This window comes from Hoeflea sp., assembly GCF_984452065.1.
Genome location: NZ_CFHWAF010000001.1, coordinates 53746 through 70774, shown reverse-complemented (window position 1 = coordinate 70774; position 17029 = coordinate 53746). Strand labels below are relative to the sequence as shown.

13 protein-coding genes and 1 pseudogene are annotated in these 17029 nt (G+C 55.3%); 11 read left to right on the top strand and 3 right to left on the bottom strand.

Annotated elements, in window-relative coordinates; all coding sequences use genetic code 11:
• Positions 1–34: 34 nt before the first annotated feature.
• On the bottom strand, positions 35–1558 hold the full coding sequence (glpD, locus tag AC5E6N_RS00345; protein WP_491745930.1) for a glycerol-3-phosphate dehydrogenase: 1524 nt from the start codon (positions 1556–1558) through the stop codon (positions 35–37).
• A gap of 314 nt (positions 1559–1872) precedes the next feature.
• Between glpD and AC5E6N_RS00340 the strand changes: the two are divergent.
• From AC5E6N_RS00340 to AC5E6N_RS00330, 3 genes and pseudogenes are all read left to right on the top strand, one after another.
• Positions 1873–2061: pseudogene (locus tag AC5E6N_RS00340) on the top strand (YeeE/YedE thiosulfate transporter family protein); the annotation flags it as partial.
• A gap of 457 nt (positions 2062–2518) precedes the next feature.
• On the top strand, positions 2519–4483 hold the full coding sequence (locus tag AC5E6N_RS00335; RefSeq protein ID WP_491745929.1) for a polysaccharide biosynthesis protein: 1965 nt from the start codon (positions 2519–2521) through the stop codon (positions 4481–4483).
• A 64-nt stretch (positions 4484–4547) separates the two neighbouring features.
• Positions 4548–5966 carry a mannose-1-phosphate guanylyltransferase/mannose-6-phosphate isomerase gene (locus AC5E6N_RS00330; protein WP_491745928.1) on the top strand — a complete coding sequence of 473 codons (1419 nt, stop codon included), beginning with the start codon at positions 4548–4550 and terminating at the stop codon, positions 5964–5966.
• Positions 5967–5974: 8 nt separating this feature from the next.
• Here AC5E6N_RS00330 and AC5E6N_RS00325 read toward each other — a convergent pair whose 3' ends face one another.
• Together AC5E6N_RS00325 and gmd are read right to left on the bottom strand one after the other, a co-directional pair.
• Complete coding sequence (locus tag AC5E6N_RS00325) at positions 5975–6907, bottom strand: GDP-L-fucose synthase family protein (RefSeq protein ID WP_491745927.1); 933 nt, start codon at positions 6905–6907, stop codon at positions 5975–5977.
• A gap of 5 nt (positions 6908–6912) precedes the next feature.
• Entirely contained in the window at positions 6913–7998 is a 1086-nt protein-coding gene (gene gmd, locus AC5E6N_RS00320) for a GDP-mannose 4,6-dehydratase (protein WP_491745926.1), read from the bottom strand.
• Positions 7999–8814: 816 nt separating this feature from the next.
• On the opposite strand from gmd, the gene cysD reads away from it, so the two are divergent.
• The 8 genes from cysD (at position 8815) to AC5E6N_RS00280 (ending at position 17028) form a co-directional block, all read left to right on the top strand.
• Positions 8815–9717, top strand: a complete 903-nt coding sequence (cysD, locus tag AC5E6N_RS00315) for a sulfate adenylyltransferase subunit CysD (RefSeq protein ID WP_491745976.1) — start codon at positions 8815–8817, stop codon at positions 9715–9717.
• Positions 9717–11600, top strand: a complete 1884-nt coding sequence (cysN, locus tag AC5E6N_RS00310; protein WP_491745925.1) for a sulfate adenylyltransferase subunit CysN — start codon at positions 9717–9719, stop codon at positions 11598–11600. Before cysD ends, cysN begins: the two co-directional genes overlap by 1 nt.
• A 265-nt stretch (positions 11601–11865) precedes the next feature.
• Entirely contained in the window at positions 11866–12681 is an 816-nt protein-coding gene (locus tag AC5E6N_RS00305) for an ABC transporter permease (protein WP_491745924.1), read from the top strand.
• 9 nt (positions 12682–12690) lie between these two features.
• The gene (locus AC5E6N_RS00300) at positions 12691–13398 is read left to right on the top strand and encodes an ABC transporter ATP-binding protein (RefSeq protein ID WP_491745923.1); all 708 of its coding nucleotides are present in this window, start codon (positions 12691–12693) and stop codon (positions 13396–13398) included.
• 91 nt (positions 13399–13489) lie between these two features.
• Positions 13490–14101, top strand: coding sequence for a D-sedoheptulose 7-phosphate isomerase (locus AC5E6N_RS00295; RefSeq protein ID WP_491745922.1), 612 nt, complete (start codon positions 13490–13492; stop codon positions 14099–14101).
• On the top strand, positions 14083–15285 hold the full coding sequence (locus AC5E6N_RS00290) for an HAD-IIIA family hydrolase (protein WP_491745921.1): 1203 nt from the start codon (positions 14083–14085) through the stop codon (positions 15283–15285). Before AC5E6N_RS00295 ends, AC5E6N_RS00290 begins: the two co-directional genes overlap by 19 nt.
• Positions 15282–16283 (top strand): GHMP family kinase ATP-binding protein, encoded by a 1002-nt coding sequence (locus AC5E6N_RS00285; RefSeq protein WP_491745920.1) that lies wholly within the window; start codon positions 15282–15284, stop codon positions 16281–16283. The genes AC5E6N_RS00290 and AC5E6N_RS00285 overlap by 4 nt, the downstream gene beginning before the upstream one ends.
• Positions 16273–17028, top strand: coding sequence for a methyltransferase domain-containing protein (locus tag AC5E6N_RS00280; RefSeq protein ID WP_491745919.1), 756 nt, complete (start codon positions 16273–16275; stop codon positions 17026–17028). The genes AC5E6N_RS00285 and AC5E6N_RS00280 overlap by 11 nt, the downstream gene beginning before the upstream one ends.
• The last annotated feature ends 1 nt before the right edge of the window (position 17029 follow it).

Sequence of the window (17029 nt, the reverse complement as noted above, 5' to 3'; positions counted from 1 at the left end):
CCCGGTTGGACCGCCCGCATTATGCCTCGGGCTTTTAACCTGCCTTCAAATCTTCCGGTTTGGAAGCATCGAGATAGGCGTCAAGCGCCTCCAATTGCTCCTGTGTCATCCGCAGGCCGCATTTTGTCCTTCGCCAGGCCACGTCTTCGCCGCTGATCGCCCATTCATTCGCGGCAAGGTAATCGACCTCCGCCGCATAAAGGTCAGCGCCGAAATGCTTGCCAAGATCGTCATGGGCGCGCGCATCCTTGAGGATATTGCGGGCGAGCGTGCCGTAGAGGCGCACCAGCCGGCGCGCATGCGGCTCTTCAAGGAACGGATAAGTCTCCTTCAACGACTGGACCAGGCCGTCAAAACCCATCACTTCGAAGTCACCGCCCGGAAGCGGCGCATCCGCGGTCCAGGTCTCGCCGCGCTTGCCGAGGATGCGTTCGATCTTTTCCAGAACCGCCTCCGACAGACGCCTGTATGTTGTGATTTTCCCGCCGAAGACATTGATGAGACGCGTCTCGCTTTCGCTGCCGTCCTCGACAAGCACATAGTCGCGCGTCGCCTCCTGAGCGGCGCTCGCGCCGTCGTCGTGGAGTGGACGCACACCGCTATAGGTCCACACCACGTCGTCGCGGGCCACGGGTTCGGCAAAATATTCGGACGCAGCATCGCAAAGATAGGAGATTTCGTTTTCGGTGATTGCAGCTGTGCCGGGATCGCCGTCATAGTCCTGGTCAGTCGTGCCGATGAGCGTGAATTCGCCCTCGTACGGAATGGCGAAGATGATCCGCCCGTCCTTGTTCTGAAAGAAATAGGCCCGCGGATCGTCGAACTTGCGCCCGATGACGATGTGGCTGCCCTGCACCAGCCGCACATTCCTGGCATCGTTTTCGCCGACCGTGTGCCGCAGGGTCTTGTCCACCCACGGACCGGCCGCATTGACTAGCAGTCCTGCCCTCACCTGATGCGTTTTGCCGCTCGACGTGTCCCGCAGCGTAACGGCCCAAGTCTCACCCTCCCGTTGGGCGCGCGCAACTTCCGTGCGTGTATGTATTTCCGCACCCCGATCGGCCGCATCGCGGGCATTGAGTGCAACCAGACGGGCATCGTTCACCCAGCAGTCGGAATATTCGAAGGCCTTGGAAAAGACCGGTTTGAGAGGTTCTGCCGCAGCGTCCTTTTTCATATCGAGCACTTTGGTCGCCGGGAGCAGTTTGCGGCCGCCAAGATGGTCGTAGATGAAAAGGCCGAGCCGCAGCAGCCAGGCCGGTCGCAGGCCCTTGTGGTGCGGAAGCACGAAGCGCATCGGCCAGATGATATGCGGCGCCATTTTCCACAGAACCTCACGCTCCATCAACGCCTCGCGCACGAGCCTGAACTCGTAGTGTTCGAGATAGCGCAGGCCGCCATGGATGAGCTTGGTGGATGCGGAGGATGTGCCGCTCGCAAGGTCGTGTTTCTCGGCAAGCAACACCGAAAAGCCGCGCCCGGCCGCATCGCGCGCAATGCCGCAACCGTTGATGCCGCCGCCAATGACGACAATATCGTAGAAATCCTTTTCGCCCATGACGGATCCCGGACCATTGTAATGAAGGAGAGAATTCGAAAATATGTGAAACTATACGAAAGTCAAATGAAAACACCTGGTGGTTGGCGAAGACCGCTGATATCGAAGATGTGTTCTTGCTTGATTTGGATTCACCACGCGCGAAGTGCTAGCGCTGCGTGTCAGCCCACAACGAGGTTTGGCGCTCTTGGTCCCTATGAACAGCTCCGCCTCGGCAGAACCGGCACCCTTACAGCGCACGGGCGTTCTTTCTTCTATGGCAGCCGCCGCTCTGCTTCCGGCGGGGGCAATACTTGGCTGTCTTTATCTCCACAGCCGGCGGCCTGCTCATGGGATACGGCGCCCGCCTTGCCTATGGCTGCAACATCGGCGCCTATCTCGGCGGCGTCATTTCCGGCAGCCTGCATGGCTGGGGCTGGCTGGTATTCGGCTTTATCGGCAGCACGCTGGGCGCCCGCCTTCTCATCCGGCCGGCTCCCGCCGGGAGCAAGACAACACTATGATCTTTTTGCAACAGATCGGCAAATAATGAGCATATTGAGGATCAGTCATGCACTGCCGTTGTGACGGAGTCCGAGCGCATTGCTCGCAGGATCAAAGCCTCGGCTGAAAAAATAAATATTTTTCATAAGCTTGACACCGAATACACTCGGCCGGATGCGCGGTGCGCACCTTCCGGCATTCAACATCCGCAGAACACCCGGGCCATTGTCAGGCCCGATAAATCGCCGTAAGTTTTGCGGGTTGATATAAGTGTGTACAACTTTCGGGCGCGAAGACAAATTGCTGAGCCTTTTGTCTTCCATGAGCGGGAATGGCCGGTCGTGTATCCGGCTGGTGTGTGCAGAAAAGTAATATTGGGCAGGCAACTGCCGCAGCGTATTTCGGGGGCGGTTTTGGCCGTTATGGCGGGACATGAATGACAGCGATCGGCCGCGGTCCGTGCCGATGAAATCTCAAATGGCTCGACTGATACAGTCGTTCAATCAATCTGTTCTGGAAATGGGGCGGCATCAAAAGCGTACATTGTTCATGCTCTTCGATGCCGGTGCCATCGCGGCATGTCTTATGGGCGCGATGATGTTCCGCTACGGTCAGCTTGACTTTCCCGATCGCGACAATCTGACCTGGCTCCTGTTCGTTCTGCCTGTTGTCGGCGTTGCAATCAACTATTTCCTCGGACTGTACGATGTCCTCATACGGGCGATGGAGAGCCGCACGATCGGCATCGTTGCCGCCGGTGCGACCGCCATGACTTTTTTTGTCGCCGCGGCATCATTCATGGACAGCGGCTTCAACATTCCGAGATCCGTGCCGCCGATTTTCGGCATTCTCGTCTTCATCTCTATCGGCCTGATCCGAGTTCTTGCCAGAGCCTACTATCAGCGGGTCAACACAGGCCTCAACATTCGGGAAAATGTGCTGATATACGGCGCCGGTTCCGCCGGGACCCAGTTGGCGGCCGCGATGCAAAGCGGTAATCATCAGCGCGTCGTCGCCTTTGTTGACGACGATCCGACCTTGAAGGGAACCGTCATTCGCGGCTGCCGTGTCCACGGTGTCGAGAAAATCGGCCAGTTGCAGGAGCGCTACAATATCAAGCGGGTGCTGTTTGCCATTGCAAACGCCACCCCTTCTCAGCGGCGGGCTGTGGTGGCGCGGCTTTCGCCCTATAAACTTGATCTCCAGACGATCCCATCCCTCAGCGACATCCTTCGCGGTCAGGCTGAACTGGAAGAATTGAAAAGCATACGCATTGAGGATCTTCTGGGCCGCATCGCCATCAATCCGATACCACAATTGTTCGATGAGGCCATCAAAGGCAGGAGCATCCTCGTTACCGGCGCCGGCGGATCGATCGGTTCGGAGCTTTGTCGCCAGATCCTGAAGGCAAACCCTACAAAGCTGGTTCTTTTGGAAATCAGTGAATTGTCGCTCTACAACGTTGAAAAGTGGCTTCAGGAACACGCGCCCGCGGATAAACAGCCGGAGATCGTCTATACACTCGGCGACGTGCGTGACAGGCAGCGCGTGCGCACATTGTTGACGCGTCACGACATAGACATCGTATATCACGCGGCCGCCTACAAACATGTCCCGATTGTCGAAGCGAACCCGTCGCAGGGTATCACCAACAACATATTCGGAACGCTGTCCGTGGCCGACGAAGCGGTTGCCGCCGGCGTCGAGCGTTTCATCCTCATTTCCACCGACAAGGCCGTGCGTCCCTCAAATGTCATGGGCGCGTCGAAGCGCCTTGCCGAACAGGTCGTGCAGAACCTGCAGACAACCGCCGACAGGACCATCTTTTCGATCGTCCGTTTCGGCAACGTCCTTGGCTCCTCCGGCTCGGTGATCAATCTCTTCAAGAAACAGATTGCGGCCGGCGGACCGGTCACCGTGACACATGAACAGGTCACACGGTATTTCATGACCGTTCAGGAGGCGGCGCAGCTTGTCGTTCAGGCCGGTTCCATGGCCGAGGGCGGCGAGGTTTTTGTTCTCGATATGGGCGAACCGGTTCGCATCAAGGATCTCGCCAAGCTGATGATACAGCTGAGCGGCCGCACCGTTCAGGACGAGGTCGATCCGGAGGGCGACATTGCCATCCAGATCACCGGCCTGAGACCGGGCGAAAAACTATTCGAGGAGCTTTTGATCACCGACACCGTGGTCGGCACGCAGCACCAGAAGATCATGCGTGCCGACGAAAAACGCGATCCCTCAGCAATGGAGATTGATCAACTGTTGTCTACCCTGCAAGAAGACCTCAAAGGCGAGAGCCCGGACCGGCTTCGCCTGACCTTGAAGCAGGCCGTCGAGGGATACGATCCCGAAATTCTTGAACCGGCTGTTGCCATTCAACCTTCGGCAGACGTTCTCAGTCTTGAAGAACAAAGAGCTTTCCGTCAAAAGACCCTCTAGGCGACACGCTCCACCGTTTTGTCTGAACAGAGCTGGCCGGAGCATGCAGTAAAGTCCTGGAGTTATGATGATCGTACCTGTGATCGTAAGCGGCGGCGTCGGATCCCGCCTGTGGCCGGCGTCACGCCAATCGCATCCAAAACCGTTTCTTCCCGTTGAGAACGGCCGGTCCCTGCTTCAAAACACCTTCGCGCGGGCCGCGGCGCTGGATGATGTCGAGGACATCGTCACGATCACCGCCCTGGAGTCGTCGTTCAAGACGATCGCCGAGTATGACGTCCAGAAACAGGAGAGCATAACAAAGCACCTGCTTCTTGAACCCTTCGGCCGGGATACGGCCGCTGCCGCTGCCGCCGCAACCCACTATGCGGCAAAGCAGTTCGGCCCGGAGACAGTTCTCCTTTTTCTCGCAGCCGATCACATGATTGCCGACGAGACGGCGTTCGCAGAAGCCGTAAACCGGGCCGCCGGGATCGCAAAAACAGGCAAGATCGTCACGTTCGGCATCAGGCCGAGCGCGCCGGAAACCGGATACGGGTATATAGAAGCCGACGGTGAGCGGGTTATCCGTTTTGTCGAGAAACCCGACCGCGAAACCGCGGTCAACTATCTCAAGGACGGCCGCTATCTATGGAATTCCGGCATGTTCTGCTTCAGGGCGGATACGATGCTGGAGGCTATGGCCGCCCACTGCCCTGACATAGTACAGGCCAGCACCGCGGCCGTCGACAATGGCCAAAGAGAGGAAACCAATGCAGGCTTTCTGGAGACCACACTGGATGCCGACGCGTTCGCCGGCGCTCCAAAAATCTCCATCGATTATGCGGTGATGGAAAAGACGCCCGATCTCGCGGTCGTCGCCGCCGATATCGGATGGAGCGACGTGGGGACCTGGGCCTCCCTTTCCGAACAGTTTCCGTCCGACGATCAAAACAACACGGCGATTGGCGACGCAACCATGCTGGAATCGGAAAACTGTTTTGTCAGCACCGAGGGCCGGCTGATCGGACTTGTCGGCGTTCGCGACCTTGCCGTCGTCGATACGCGCGATGCGACCCTCGTCGTTTCCAAGCAACGGTCGGAAGATGTCAAAAAGCTCTATGAGCAGTTGAAGGAACGCGATCACCCTGCGCACGCCGGCTTTCCGACCGGATACCGGCCCTGGGGCTCTTACACTGTTCTGGACGAGGGTGCCGGCTACAAGGTCAAACGCATCGAGGTCAAACCCGGCGGCTGCCTCAGCCTGCAATCACATAAACATCGCTCCGAACACTGGACCGTTGTCCAGGGCGTCGCCCATGTGGTCAATGGCGACCGGAACATTGTGCTCAATCCCAACGAATCCACCTATATCGAATGCGGCGCGATCCACCGCATGGAAAACCGGGGAACGGAACCCATGACGCTGATCGAGGTTCAGACCGGCTCCTATCTCGGCGAGGACGATATCGTTCGTTATGAGGATGTTTACGGGCGCAGTTGAACCGCGAACTACCCGGCGGATTTTTCCCTGAAATCGGCGTAGGAACGGGCAATGCCGTCCTCAAGGCCGGTCGATGCCGACCATCCAAGCGCTTTCAGACGGCTGACATCGAGCAGCTTGCGCGGCGTTCCGTCCGGCTTGGACGCATCGAAGACGATATCGCCGTCAAATCCGACCACATCCATCACGGTCTCGGCGAGTTCGCGGACGGTCACATCCTCTCCGGTGCCGACATTATAAAGGCCCTCCGAAATGCCCGCCTCCATCATGAACACGCAGGCATCCGCCATATCGTCGACATAGAGAAACTCCCGCATGGGCCGGCCCGAGCCCCAGACGATCAGTTCCCTGGCACCCCGCACCTTCGCCTCATGGGCCTTGCGGATCAGGGCCGGCAGGACATGGCTGGTTTCAAGGTCGTAATTGTCGTTGGGCCCGTAGAGATTGGTCGGCATCACGCTGGCATAGCGCGTTCCGAACTGTGCATTATAGTTCTCGCACAGCTTGATCCCGGCAATCTTGGCAATGGCATAGGGCTCATTGGTCGTCTCCAGCGGCCCGGTGAGAAGGTAGTCTTCCCTGATCGGTTGCGGACAGTCGCGCGGATAGATGCAGCTGGAGCCCAGAAAAAGCAGCCTGTCGACGCCGGCGCGCTTCGCGCCCTCGATGACATTGGCCTCGATGATCAGGTTATCGTAGATGAACTCGCCGCGGCTTGTGTTGTTTGCATGGATGCCGCCAACCTTCGCCGCCGCCAGGAAAATGTAATCAGGCCTTTCCGACCGGAGGAATTCGAAGACGCTCTTCTGGTCCGTCAGGTCAAGGTCGTCGCGGGTGCGAGTCAGCAGATTGGCATAGCCGGCGGTCTGAAGACGGCGGACAATGGCCGAGCCGACCATGCCCCTGTGCCCGGCCACGAAGATCTTGGCACCCTTATCCATCCAGCCTACTCGTGATAGTCATAGGCGGAGAACCCGTGCCGTTTGACAAGCTCGTCCCGCTCCGCCGACTGAATATCCTCACGCACCATTTCGGCAACCAGCGCCTCGAATGACGTGACCGGCGACCAGCCAAGCTTTTCCTTCGCCTTCGACGCATCGCCCAGCAGTGTTTCCACCTCCGCCGGCCTGAAATAGCGCGGATCGACGGCGACAATGCAGTTGCCCTTGTCGTCGTAGCCCTTCTCCTCAACACCGGTCCCTTCCCAACGGATCGTCAAACCCGCCTCGGCCGCCGCGGCATTGACAAAATCGCGCACGCTGAACTGAACGCCCGTGGCAATGACAAAATCCTCAGGCTCTTCCTGCTGCAGCATCAGCCACTGCATTTCCACATAATCGCGGGCATGCCCCCAGTCGCGCCTGGCATCGAGATTTCCGAGATAAAGACAGTCCTGCAGCCCGAGCTTGATGCGCGCGATCGCGCGCGTGATCTTCCGCGTCACGAAAGTCTCACCCCGCAGCGGGCTTTCATGATTGAAGAGGATGCCGTTGCAGGCATAAATTCCATAAGCCTCGCGATAGTTCACGGTAATCCAGTAGGCATAGAGCTTGGCGACGGCATAGGGCGAGCGCGGATAGAACGGCGTCGCCTCGGTCTGCGGCACCTGCTGCACCAGTCCGTAAAGCTCCGATGTCGAAGCCTGATAAAAACGCGTCTTCTTCTCCAGTCCGAGAATACGGATCGCCTCCAGGAGCCGCAACGCACCGAGCGCATCGGAGTTTGCCGTATATTCCGGTTCCTGGAACGAAACGGCCACATGGGACTGCGCCGCCAGATTATAAATCTCGTCCGGCTGAACCTTCTGAACGGTCTGCACCAGGCTCGACGAATCCGTCAGGTCTCCATAGTGCAGGATCAAACGCTGATTCTCCACATGCGGGTCCTGATAGAGATGATCGATCCGGTCCGTATTGAAAAGCGACGCGCGCCGCTTGATCCCGTGGACGGTATATCCCTTGTCCAGAAGGAACTCCGCCAGATAGGCCCCGTCCTGCCCGGTGATGCCTGTGATGAGTGCAACTTTGCTCAATGAAGATACCCTACTGAGAATTCACGCCGATGCCTAATGACGTCGCCGTTCCTAGCAATCCGCACCGTAAATTGAAAGCCGGACCGAAGCCTAAATCAGGTCTTTAGATGTTTCGGAAAACAAAACCGCAAATGTCGCAAAATACATGGTGACCAGAAATTAATTGAGTGATAATAGAGAAATCGTCAAGAAATACAACCTATGATTACTAATAAGCAATTTACGACAAATATGAAAACAATTCCCGTCGACGCGCTCAAAAACCGGAACACACCGGATGGCTCCCTCAGGCCCTGGACGATCGATTGCCTGCACGAACAATGGTGTACAGACGGCTCGCAATTGACCAAACGCACAGTTGAACGAAACATATTGACGAGCAAATTGCTGCCGCATGCCCTTTCCGTCGACGACATTCGAGACGAGCGCGGCGAGCCGGTTCGAAGGCATGCTGCCGAACACCTGATCAAAAAAACGCGCAAGGACCGGAACGTGTCCTTGTTTGTGCAACTTCACACCACACCATCCGGCGAAACGCTGATTGCCGCCAATGACGGCCGCAATGCGCGCCGGTGGGTTTTCCTTTCGTCCGCGACGCCGGGCGATGACGAACTGACAGATGCCTTGCGCAGCCTTTGCGAGGAAACGGCTGAATCGGCGCTGCTATGGCCACACGGCGCGCTCTGCGCGGCGTTTCGCAGATTGGCCGATCCGGGCCGGAAAATAGCACCGGATCTGGAAAGCGCCTTGGCGGTGTACGCGCCGGTCTGTACCGCAAGGAATCCGGGCGACGCCCCCATCGGCAAGGCACCGAATATATCAGGCCTCACCCATCTGGATCGGCTGGAGGCTGAAAGCATCCACATCATGCGTGAGGTCATCGCGACCTGCGAAAACCCGGTGATGCTCTATTCGGTCGGCAAGGACAGCGCGGTCATGCTGCACCTGGCAAAAAAGGCCTTTCATCCATCCCCGCCGCCCTTCCCGCTGCTGCATGTCGACACCGGCTGGAAATTCCAGGAGATGTATCAGTTCCGCGACCGGACGGCCGCCGAGGCCGGCATGAAGCTGATCACACACAAGAACCCGGATGGGGTCGCCAGGAACATCAACCCGATCGATCACGGCAGCTCGGTCCATACCGACATCATGAAAACGCAGGCCCTCAAACAGGCGCTCGACAAATACGGTTTTGACGTCGCCTTCGGCGGCGCCCGGCGTGACGAGGAAAAGAGTCGGGCCAAGGAGCGGATTTTCTCCTTTCGCACGCCGACCCACCGATGGGATCCGAAGAACCAGCGCCCGGAACTGTGGAACCTCTACAATACAAAGATCAACAGGGGCGAGAGTATCCGCGTCTTCCCGATCTCGAACTGGACGGAGCTTGACGTGTGGCAATATATCCATCGCGAGAACATCCCGATCGTCCCGCTCTATTTCGCCGCCAAGCGCCCCTTTATCCGGCGCGACGGGATGCTGATCATGCTCGACGACGACCGCCTGCAGCCCCTGGACGGCGAAGAGGTCGCGTTCGGCAAGATCCGCTTCCGCACTCTCGGCTGCTATCCACTGACAGGCGCCATAGAATCGGACGCCGACGATCTCGATTCGCTCATCCTCGAACTGCTGCAGGCCAGAACCAGCGAACGCCAGGGCCGCGCCATCGACAATGATGCGGCGGCCTCCATGGAGAAGAAAAAGCTCGAGGGCTATTTCTGATGACCGCCCGGCAGCAGATCGAAGACTATCTGGAAAAACAGGCGGCTCTCGAGACACTGCGCTTCATCACCTGCGGCAGCGTGGATGACGGCAAATCGACCCTGATCGGCCGCATGCTTCATGAATCGCAAATGATCTTTGACGACCAGCTTTCAGAACTGGAAGCAACATCGGCCAGGATGGGCACGCAGGGCGATGACATCGATTTCGCCCTCCTGGTCGACGGGTTGAGCGCGGAGCGCGAACAGGGCATCACGATTGACGTCGCTTATCGCTATTTTGCCACCGATCAACGCAAGTTCATCGTCGCCGATACGCCGGGGCATGAGCAATATACGCGCAACATGGTCACCGGCGCCTCGACGGCCGATGCCGCCGTCATCCTGATCGATGCCCGCAAGGGCATCCTCGAGCAGACAAGGCGCCATTCCTTCATCGTCTCGCTTCTGGGCATCCGCCATATGGTGCTCGCCGTGAACAAGATGGACCTGGCGGGGTTCGATCAATCCGTCTTCGACGCCATTGTCGCCGACTATGAGGACCTGTGTAAAAACTTCGCCTTTGAAACGGTGACGCCCATCCCGGTCTCCGCTCTGGGCGGGGACAATGTCGTGACCCGCTCGGCCAACATGCATTGGTACAACGGGCCGACGCTGCTCGGATTTCTTGGCGCCGTCGACACGCGAAAAGCGCTCGTCAATCACGGCTTCCGCATGCCCGTCCAATGGGTCAACCGGCCCGATCCTGATTTTCGCGGCTATGCCGGCACGGTTGTGGCCGGCCGTATCGAACAGGGCGATGAAATCCGTATCCTGCCCTCGGGCGAAACGGCCTCCGTCAAGAGCATCGTTCTCGGGCACACCGAACGGCCCTCCGCCGGGGCCGATCAGGCCATCACCCTGACCCTCGACCGGGATGTGGATATCTCGCGCGGCGACGTCCTGGTCGCCGCCAGGGACCCGTGCGAGACATCCGATCAGTTTGAAGCCAGACTTGTCTGGATGGCCAGGGACAGCGGCTTCCAGGGCAGGACATACATCCTGAAGATCGGCGCCGCGACGGTGAACGCGACCATCTCCGAAATCCGCCATACCTGCAACGTGAACACGTTCGAGGAGATCATGGGCCGTTCGCTGGAGTTGAACGACATTTCCGTCGTCAAACTCGCCCTCGACCGGCCCGTCGCTTTTGAACCGTTCGCGGACTGCGCTCCCATGGGTTCCTTCGTGCTCATCGACCGTCAGACCCATCAGACCGTCGCCGCCGGCATGATCGACTTTGCCCTGCGCCGCGCCGACAATGTCCACCGCCAGGCCGTGACCGTGAACAAGCAGGCACGCGCCAGGCTCAACGGCCATCCCGGCCGGGTCCTCTGGTTCACCGGCCTCTCCGGCTCCAGCAAATCGACCATCGCCAACGCGCTTGAGAAGAAGCTGCACGCGCGGGGCTTCCGCACCTACATTCTCGACGGCGACAATGTCCGCCTCGGCCTCAACCGCGACCTCGGCTTCACCGACGCTGACCGCGTCGAAAACATCCGCCGCGTCGCCGAGGTCGCCAAACTCATGGTCGACGCCGGCCTCATCGTCCTGACCGCCTTCATCTCCCCCTTCCGCGCCGAACGCCGGATGGCCCGCGAACTGTTCGAGGCGGGCGAGTTCATCGAGATTTTCGTCGATACGCCGCTGGAGATCGCGGAGGCGCGCGACCCGAAAGGGCTCTACCGGAAGGCAAGGCGTGGGGAACTGCCGAATTTCACCGGGATCGACAGTGCGTATGAGGCGCCGGAGAGGCCGGAGTTCTGCCTAGAAACCGTCGATATGTCGGCCGATAATTTGGCAAAACGACTTCTGGAAAATCTAAGCCTTCAAATAACCGATTGAGGCTTTGCAAAGCGGTTCTGAACAGGCTATCCGCTAGCAAGCGGAATCAGCAATTGGAAGCCATAAGTGCCGGCCCCCTGTACAGTACCAAGTATTGAAACTGTGCCTTTTTTGCATCACCCTGACGGATTGTCGACAGGCAGCAGCCTGAGCAGCAAAACCGCCCGCCAAGCCTTTGCAAATCAGACCGTTCGAGCTAGAAGCATCTCCATAAACCTTGGTTGCAGGCATGGGGCGCTGACATTTGATGCTCTTACGAAATCAAATGCCTAAACGAACGATTATCTCGGCTGACAATGTCCAGGCCATGGCGCTCCGGGATTTGTGGGACGGCTTGCGCAGGGTCGAGCTTTGGTGGGTATTTGCGATCCACGACATCAAGCAGCGTTTTCGGCGCTCCACGCTCGGCCCGCTTTGGCTGACCCTGACAATGGGCATCATGATCGCCGCGCTGGGGTTCGTCTTCAGCCAACTCTTCAAGCAGGAGATCAGCAGCTTCCTCCCATACCTCGCCGTCGGGTTGATTTTCTGGGGCCTGCTGACATCGGTCATCAATGAGGGCTGTAATGCCTTCATTGCCGGCGAGGGCTATATCCGCAACGTGCCGATGCCCATCAGCGTGCACTTCTATCGCAGCTTCGCGCGCAACCTGATCATCTGGGCCCACAACATGGTGATCTATTTCCTGGTGATCGCGCTGTTCCCGCCCCAATGGTCGTGGAACATGCTGCTCTTTTTTCCGGGTTTTGCCCTGTTTCTGGCGAACCTCGCCTGGATGGGCCTTGCCGCCGGTATTCTATCAACGCGCTTTCGCGACATTCCGCAGGTGATTACAAATCTGCTGCAAGTCGTATTCTTCGTCACACCCATATTCTGGAGCGCCAAGATCCTGCCGGATCGGGCTGCCTTCATCGAACTGAACATTTTCTACCACCTTCTGGAAATCGTCAGAGCGCCCTTGCTTGGCAGCGCGCCCTCCCACGTGTCTTGGTTAGCGGCTTTGATCCTGGCGATCCTTGGAATTCCGTTCACCGCCTGGCTCTATCGCCGCGCCTATGCGCGCATTCCCTATTGGGTGTGAGGTCGGCAAATGGCGCACATCTCGATCAGGAATCTTACGGTCGAATTCAAGATTTACGGTTCCAACTCCCGCTCGCTCAAGAAACAGTTGTTGTCGCAAGCAACCGGCGGCCGGATCGCGGAAAACGCCGACGACACAATTACGGTCAAGGCGCTGGACAATGTCTCGCTGGAAATCGAGGATGGCGACAGGATCGGCCTTGTCGGCCACAATGGCTCCGGAAAGACCACCCTGCTCCGGACGATTGCCGGAATCTACAAACCGACAGGCGGGACAATTGAGATTGAAGGAAGCGTTGGAGCACTCCTTGATCCAGCAGCCGGTATGGACCCCGAGGCCACCGGCATCGAGAACATCTACTTGCGCGGTTATGTGCTGGGAATGAATAAACGAGAGATTGACAGCAGGGTCGACGAGATTGCCGAATTCACGGGGTTGGGCAAGTTCCTGCAGCTTCCGGTCAAGACATATTCTGCCGGCATGTTCTCCCGGCTGGGCTTCGCGATTTCAACATCTATTCGGCCTGATATTTTGCTGATTGACGAAGGTATCGGAACGGGTGACGCTTCGTTTGTGAATAAGATTAATCGCAAATTGGATGAATTACTGCTCGGATCATACATTACGTTTGTGGCCTCTCACAATACGACGTTCCTAGAAGCTGTAAGCAACAGATCAATAACGCTGAAGCGCGGACACATTCAAGAACTCAACTAAGAATAATTGGATGAACAAAATGGATACAATAAATGACTACAGCTTAGTATGTCAGCCGAGACCATTTGTTTTTGGAGTGTAATTTCATAAGATGGGTTTTTTGCTGCAAATACCTGATAGCAAGGTATGGGAAATGAATATAAATCGATATTGCGATAATGTGTCTAACAACTTCAAGAAGCTACGCGAAATATCGTCGATAATTGCCGATGCAACAGACCAAGTTGCAAAAGCGCTGCGATGCGGAAATAAAATTTTGTTTTGCGGAAACGGCGGCTCGGCTGCAGATTCGCAACATCTTGCAGCCGAATTGATGGGACTATTTCTTATTGACAGAAGCCCGCTACCAGCAATCGCGCTGACAACTGATACCTCAGCACTAACGGCAATAGGCAATGACTATTCTTTCGAAAATGTCTTCTCTAGGCAGGTGTGTGGCCTTGGTCAATCAGGCGATGTGTTAATTGGCCTCTCAACCAGTGGCAACAGTAGGAATGTTGTTAAGGCTTTTAAAACGGCCAAAGAGCTTGGGTTGTCCACTATCGGTCTAACCGGCAGCAGCGGGGGGCAAATGAAAGTCTTGTGTGACCTTTGCATCTGTGTTCCTTCAGACCAAACCAATCATATTCAAGAGATGCATATCGCCATCGGACATATGATATGCGGCGTTGTTGAAGAGCAGTTATGCTCAAGCAAGTCGTAATTCTGGTGGGAGGTCGCGGGACTCGATTGGGAAACTTAACCAGCGACACACCAAAACCATTGTTGCCGGTCGCTGGTAGGCCGTTTCTCGATTACCTAATCGCACATTTCGTTCGACACGGATTATCCAAAATTTTGCTTTTGGCCGGTCACAATGGGCAGAAAATCAGAGAGCAGTACCTCAACGATTCGGTACCGGGCGCCACAATCGAGGTAACTGTCGAACCAGAAGCGTTGGGGACAGCAGGTTGTCTAAAGTTTGCTGAAGATCAGCTTGATGATCTTTTCTTAGTTGCAAACGGTGATTCTCTCTTTGATTTTAATGTTCTGGCACTACTTGACAACGCTGCTCAAAACAACTGCCTCGCAAAGCTAGCTCTACGCAGGACCAATGACACAAATCGGTTCGGACAGGTGAAACTCAACTCCCAAGGTCGAATAACAGAGTTTGCCGAAAAAGCTGCTACAAAAAATGAGGCCGCTTTGATTAATGGTGGTCTGTACCTAATGGATAAGCGAGTTGTTGATTTTGTCAAAGATAGCCCTTGCTCTTTAGAGAAAGAGATTTTTCCGTGCCTGCTGAAGGCTGGCTCACTTAGTGGGCAAGAGTATTACGGCTATTTCATCGACATTGGAGTACCTGAAAGCTATAAGAGGTCGCAATGGGAAATCCCCGCTAATCTTAAGCGCCCGGCAATCTTCTTTGACCGTGACGGTACCCTGAATCACGATACGGGCTACACTCACAGGACAAATGATCTGAAATGGATTCCGGGCGCGCGGGAGGCGATTCGACTTTGTAACGACAGAGGCTATTATGTTTTTGTGGTGACGAATCAGGCAGGGGTAGCAAGAGGTTACTATGATGAAGCTGCCGTCAATCGTTTCCATGAGCATATGCAGCAACAGCTGCAAACGTATGGCGGACATATCGACGCATTTGAGTATTGCCCACATCACGTCGACGGAACAGATCACAAATACTCTATCTCGTGCACTTGCCGAAAGCCGAAGACGGGCATGCTCGAAAAGCTTGCCTTCAATTGGCAGATAGACATTAAAAATAGTCTGTTTATTGGAGACCAAGACAAAGATATTGAATGTGCTACACAATTTGGAGTTGACAGCAGAAGGTATACACAGGGAAGCCTTCTTGAATTAGTTCAGGAGGCCTTAGCGAATTGATAAGGATATCGAAAACTCCTTTGCGGGTAAGTTTTTTTGGCGGCGGCACCGATTATCCTGACTATTTTGAGCGCGCACCGGGAATAGTGGTCGGCACAAGTATCAATCTGTATATCTATGTCAATGCCCTTCCAATGCCAGAATTTTGCGAGCAACGATATCGGATTCTCTATAGTAATAGTGAGTCGGTTAATGACATTAATGACATTCAGCATCCGGTTGTTAAAGCAGTACTCAACGAGTTTGGCTATGAAGACCCACTTAACCTTTCAATTATGTCAGATGTTCCAGGGGGCACTGGCCTCGGCAGTTCGTCGACCTTCACAGTTGGCTTTGTTAATCTTGTCTGCCATTTAAGTAATCGCCGCATAAACAAATTTGCGCTTGCCCAAAAGGCAATACATATCGAGCATGAGGTGCTTAAAGAAAACGTAGGAATTCAGGATCAAATTCACGCAGCTTATGGCGGTCTCTCTTGTTATCGCTTCGGCAAAGAAGATTTTCAGATCAACCCGATCCGAATAAACGCCGACTGCCAACGTGCCCTCGACAGCTCCATGTTTCTCATCTACACGCGCATATCTCGCCGAGCCACCAAAACCCTCGACGAGCAGATTGAGAGAACCAAGTCCAGAAAAATCGATGATGAGCTTTCTAACCTCATTTCACTGGCGGAACAGAGTATAACCGTACTAGAACAGGGCTCGCCCGAACAGATGTTGAGAGATTTGGGAGCTATGCTCGACGAAGGGTGGCAAACCAAGCGAAGTCTGTCATCGAATGTGTCAAACAGTGACATTGATGCCATATACGAGAAAGCAAAATCACTTGGCGCTTTCGGTGGAAAGCTATGTGGAGCTGGTGCGGGCGGCTTCTTCTTTGTGCTAGCTCCAAGCTACAAATACGCTAGCTTTGCCAGTGCGTTTGGTGAAGGGAATGTGATGCGGGTTTCGACAGAAAATTCCGGTTCTCGGGTCGTGACTTTAAGTGACTATTAACAAAAGTAAAGAGCCTATTAAAACTATGAGAGAATGTAGTAAGAGTATCGTCAGAAGATTACATAACTCAAATTATGTGCGGAAATATTTTGTTGGTAATGGCGTTGATATTGGCGGCAAACCAGATCCATTAGAGTTGTACGTGGAGTTCTTTCCACTTTGCACATCGGTCAAGACATGGGACTGGGAAGATGGTGATGCGCAGTTCATGAAAAATGTCATGGATAACTCGTTTGATTTCGTATTCAGCAGCCATTGTCTTGAACATATGGTTAGTGCAGAAGAAGCGTTGGGAAACTGGATTCGAATTGCAAAACCTGGTGGCTACTTGATCATAACAGTTCCGGATGAAGATCTTTACGAGCAGGGAGTTTTTCCGAGTACGCAAAACAGAGACCACAAATGGACTTTCACTATAGGCAAAGCGAATAGTTGGTCAGATAAATCAGTAAGCTTGATCAGATTCCTAAACGAGTTCGTCGAACACGTCGAAATAGTGAAAATCGAACAACTTAACTTTGACTATCGGTATGACTTGCCGCGTTATGATCGTACCATGACCCCTGTTGGGGAGTGCGCAATTGAAATTATTTTGCGCAAACATGGAGGTAACCAGGACCGATGCACAGGAACGCAGCCGCCGAAACATTTGCGACGTTATTACAACCAGTATACGCATGATAGGCAAGCCATGATAGAAAACAATAATAATATTGAACCTTTCTCCGACGAATCGGATCTGTAAG

What these genes read in the sequence shown, in the direction of transcription:
- glpD (WP_491745930.1), bottom strand. Translation starts at nt 1,558, where the DNA reads ATGGGCGAAAAGGATTTCTACGATATTGTCGTCATTGGCGGCGGCATC.
- AC5E6N_RS00335 (WP_491745929.1), top strand. Translation starts at nt 2,519, where the DNA reads ATGGCTCGACTGATACAGTCGTTCAATCAATCTGTTCTGGAAATGGGG.
- AC5E6N_RS00330 (WP_491745928.1), top strand. Translation starts at nt 4,548, where the DNA reads ATGATGATCGTACCTGTGATCGTAAGCGGCGGCGTCGGATCCCGCCTG.
- AC5E6N_RS00325 (WP_491745927.1), bottom strand. Translation starts at nt 6,907, where the DNA reads ATGGATAAGGGTGCCAAGATCTTCGTGGCCGGGCACAGGGGCATGGTC.
- cysN (WP_491745925.1), top strand. Translation starts at nt 9,717, where the DNA reads ATGACCGCCCGGCAGCAGATCGAAGACTATCTGGAAAAACAGGCGGCT.
- AC5E6N_RS00305 (WP_491745924.1), top strand. Translation starts at nt 11,866, where the DNA reads ATGCCTAAACGAACGATTATCTCGGCTGACAATGTCCAGGCCATGGCG.
- AC5E6N_RS00300 (WP_491745923.1), top strand. Translation starts at nt 12,691, where the DNA reads ATGGCGCACATCTCGATCAGGAATCTTACGGTCGAATTCAAGATTTAC.
- AC5E6N_RS00295 (WP_491745922.1), top strand. Translation starts at nt 13,490, where the DNA reads ATGGGTTTTTTGCTGCAAATACCTGATAGCAAGGTATGGGAAATGAAT.
- AC5E6N_RS00290 (WP_491745921.1), top strand. Translation starts at nt 14,083, where the DNA reads ATGCTCAAGCAAGTCGTAATTCTGGTGGGAGGTCGCGGGACTCGATTG.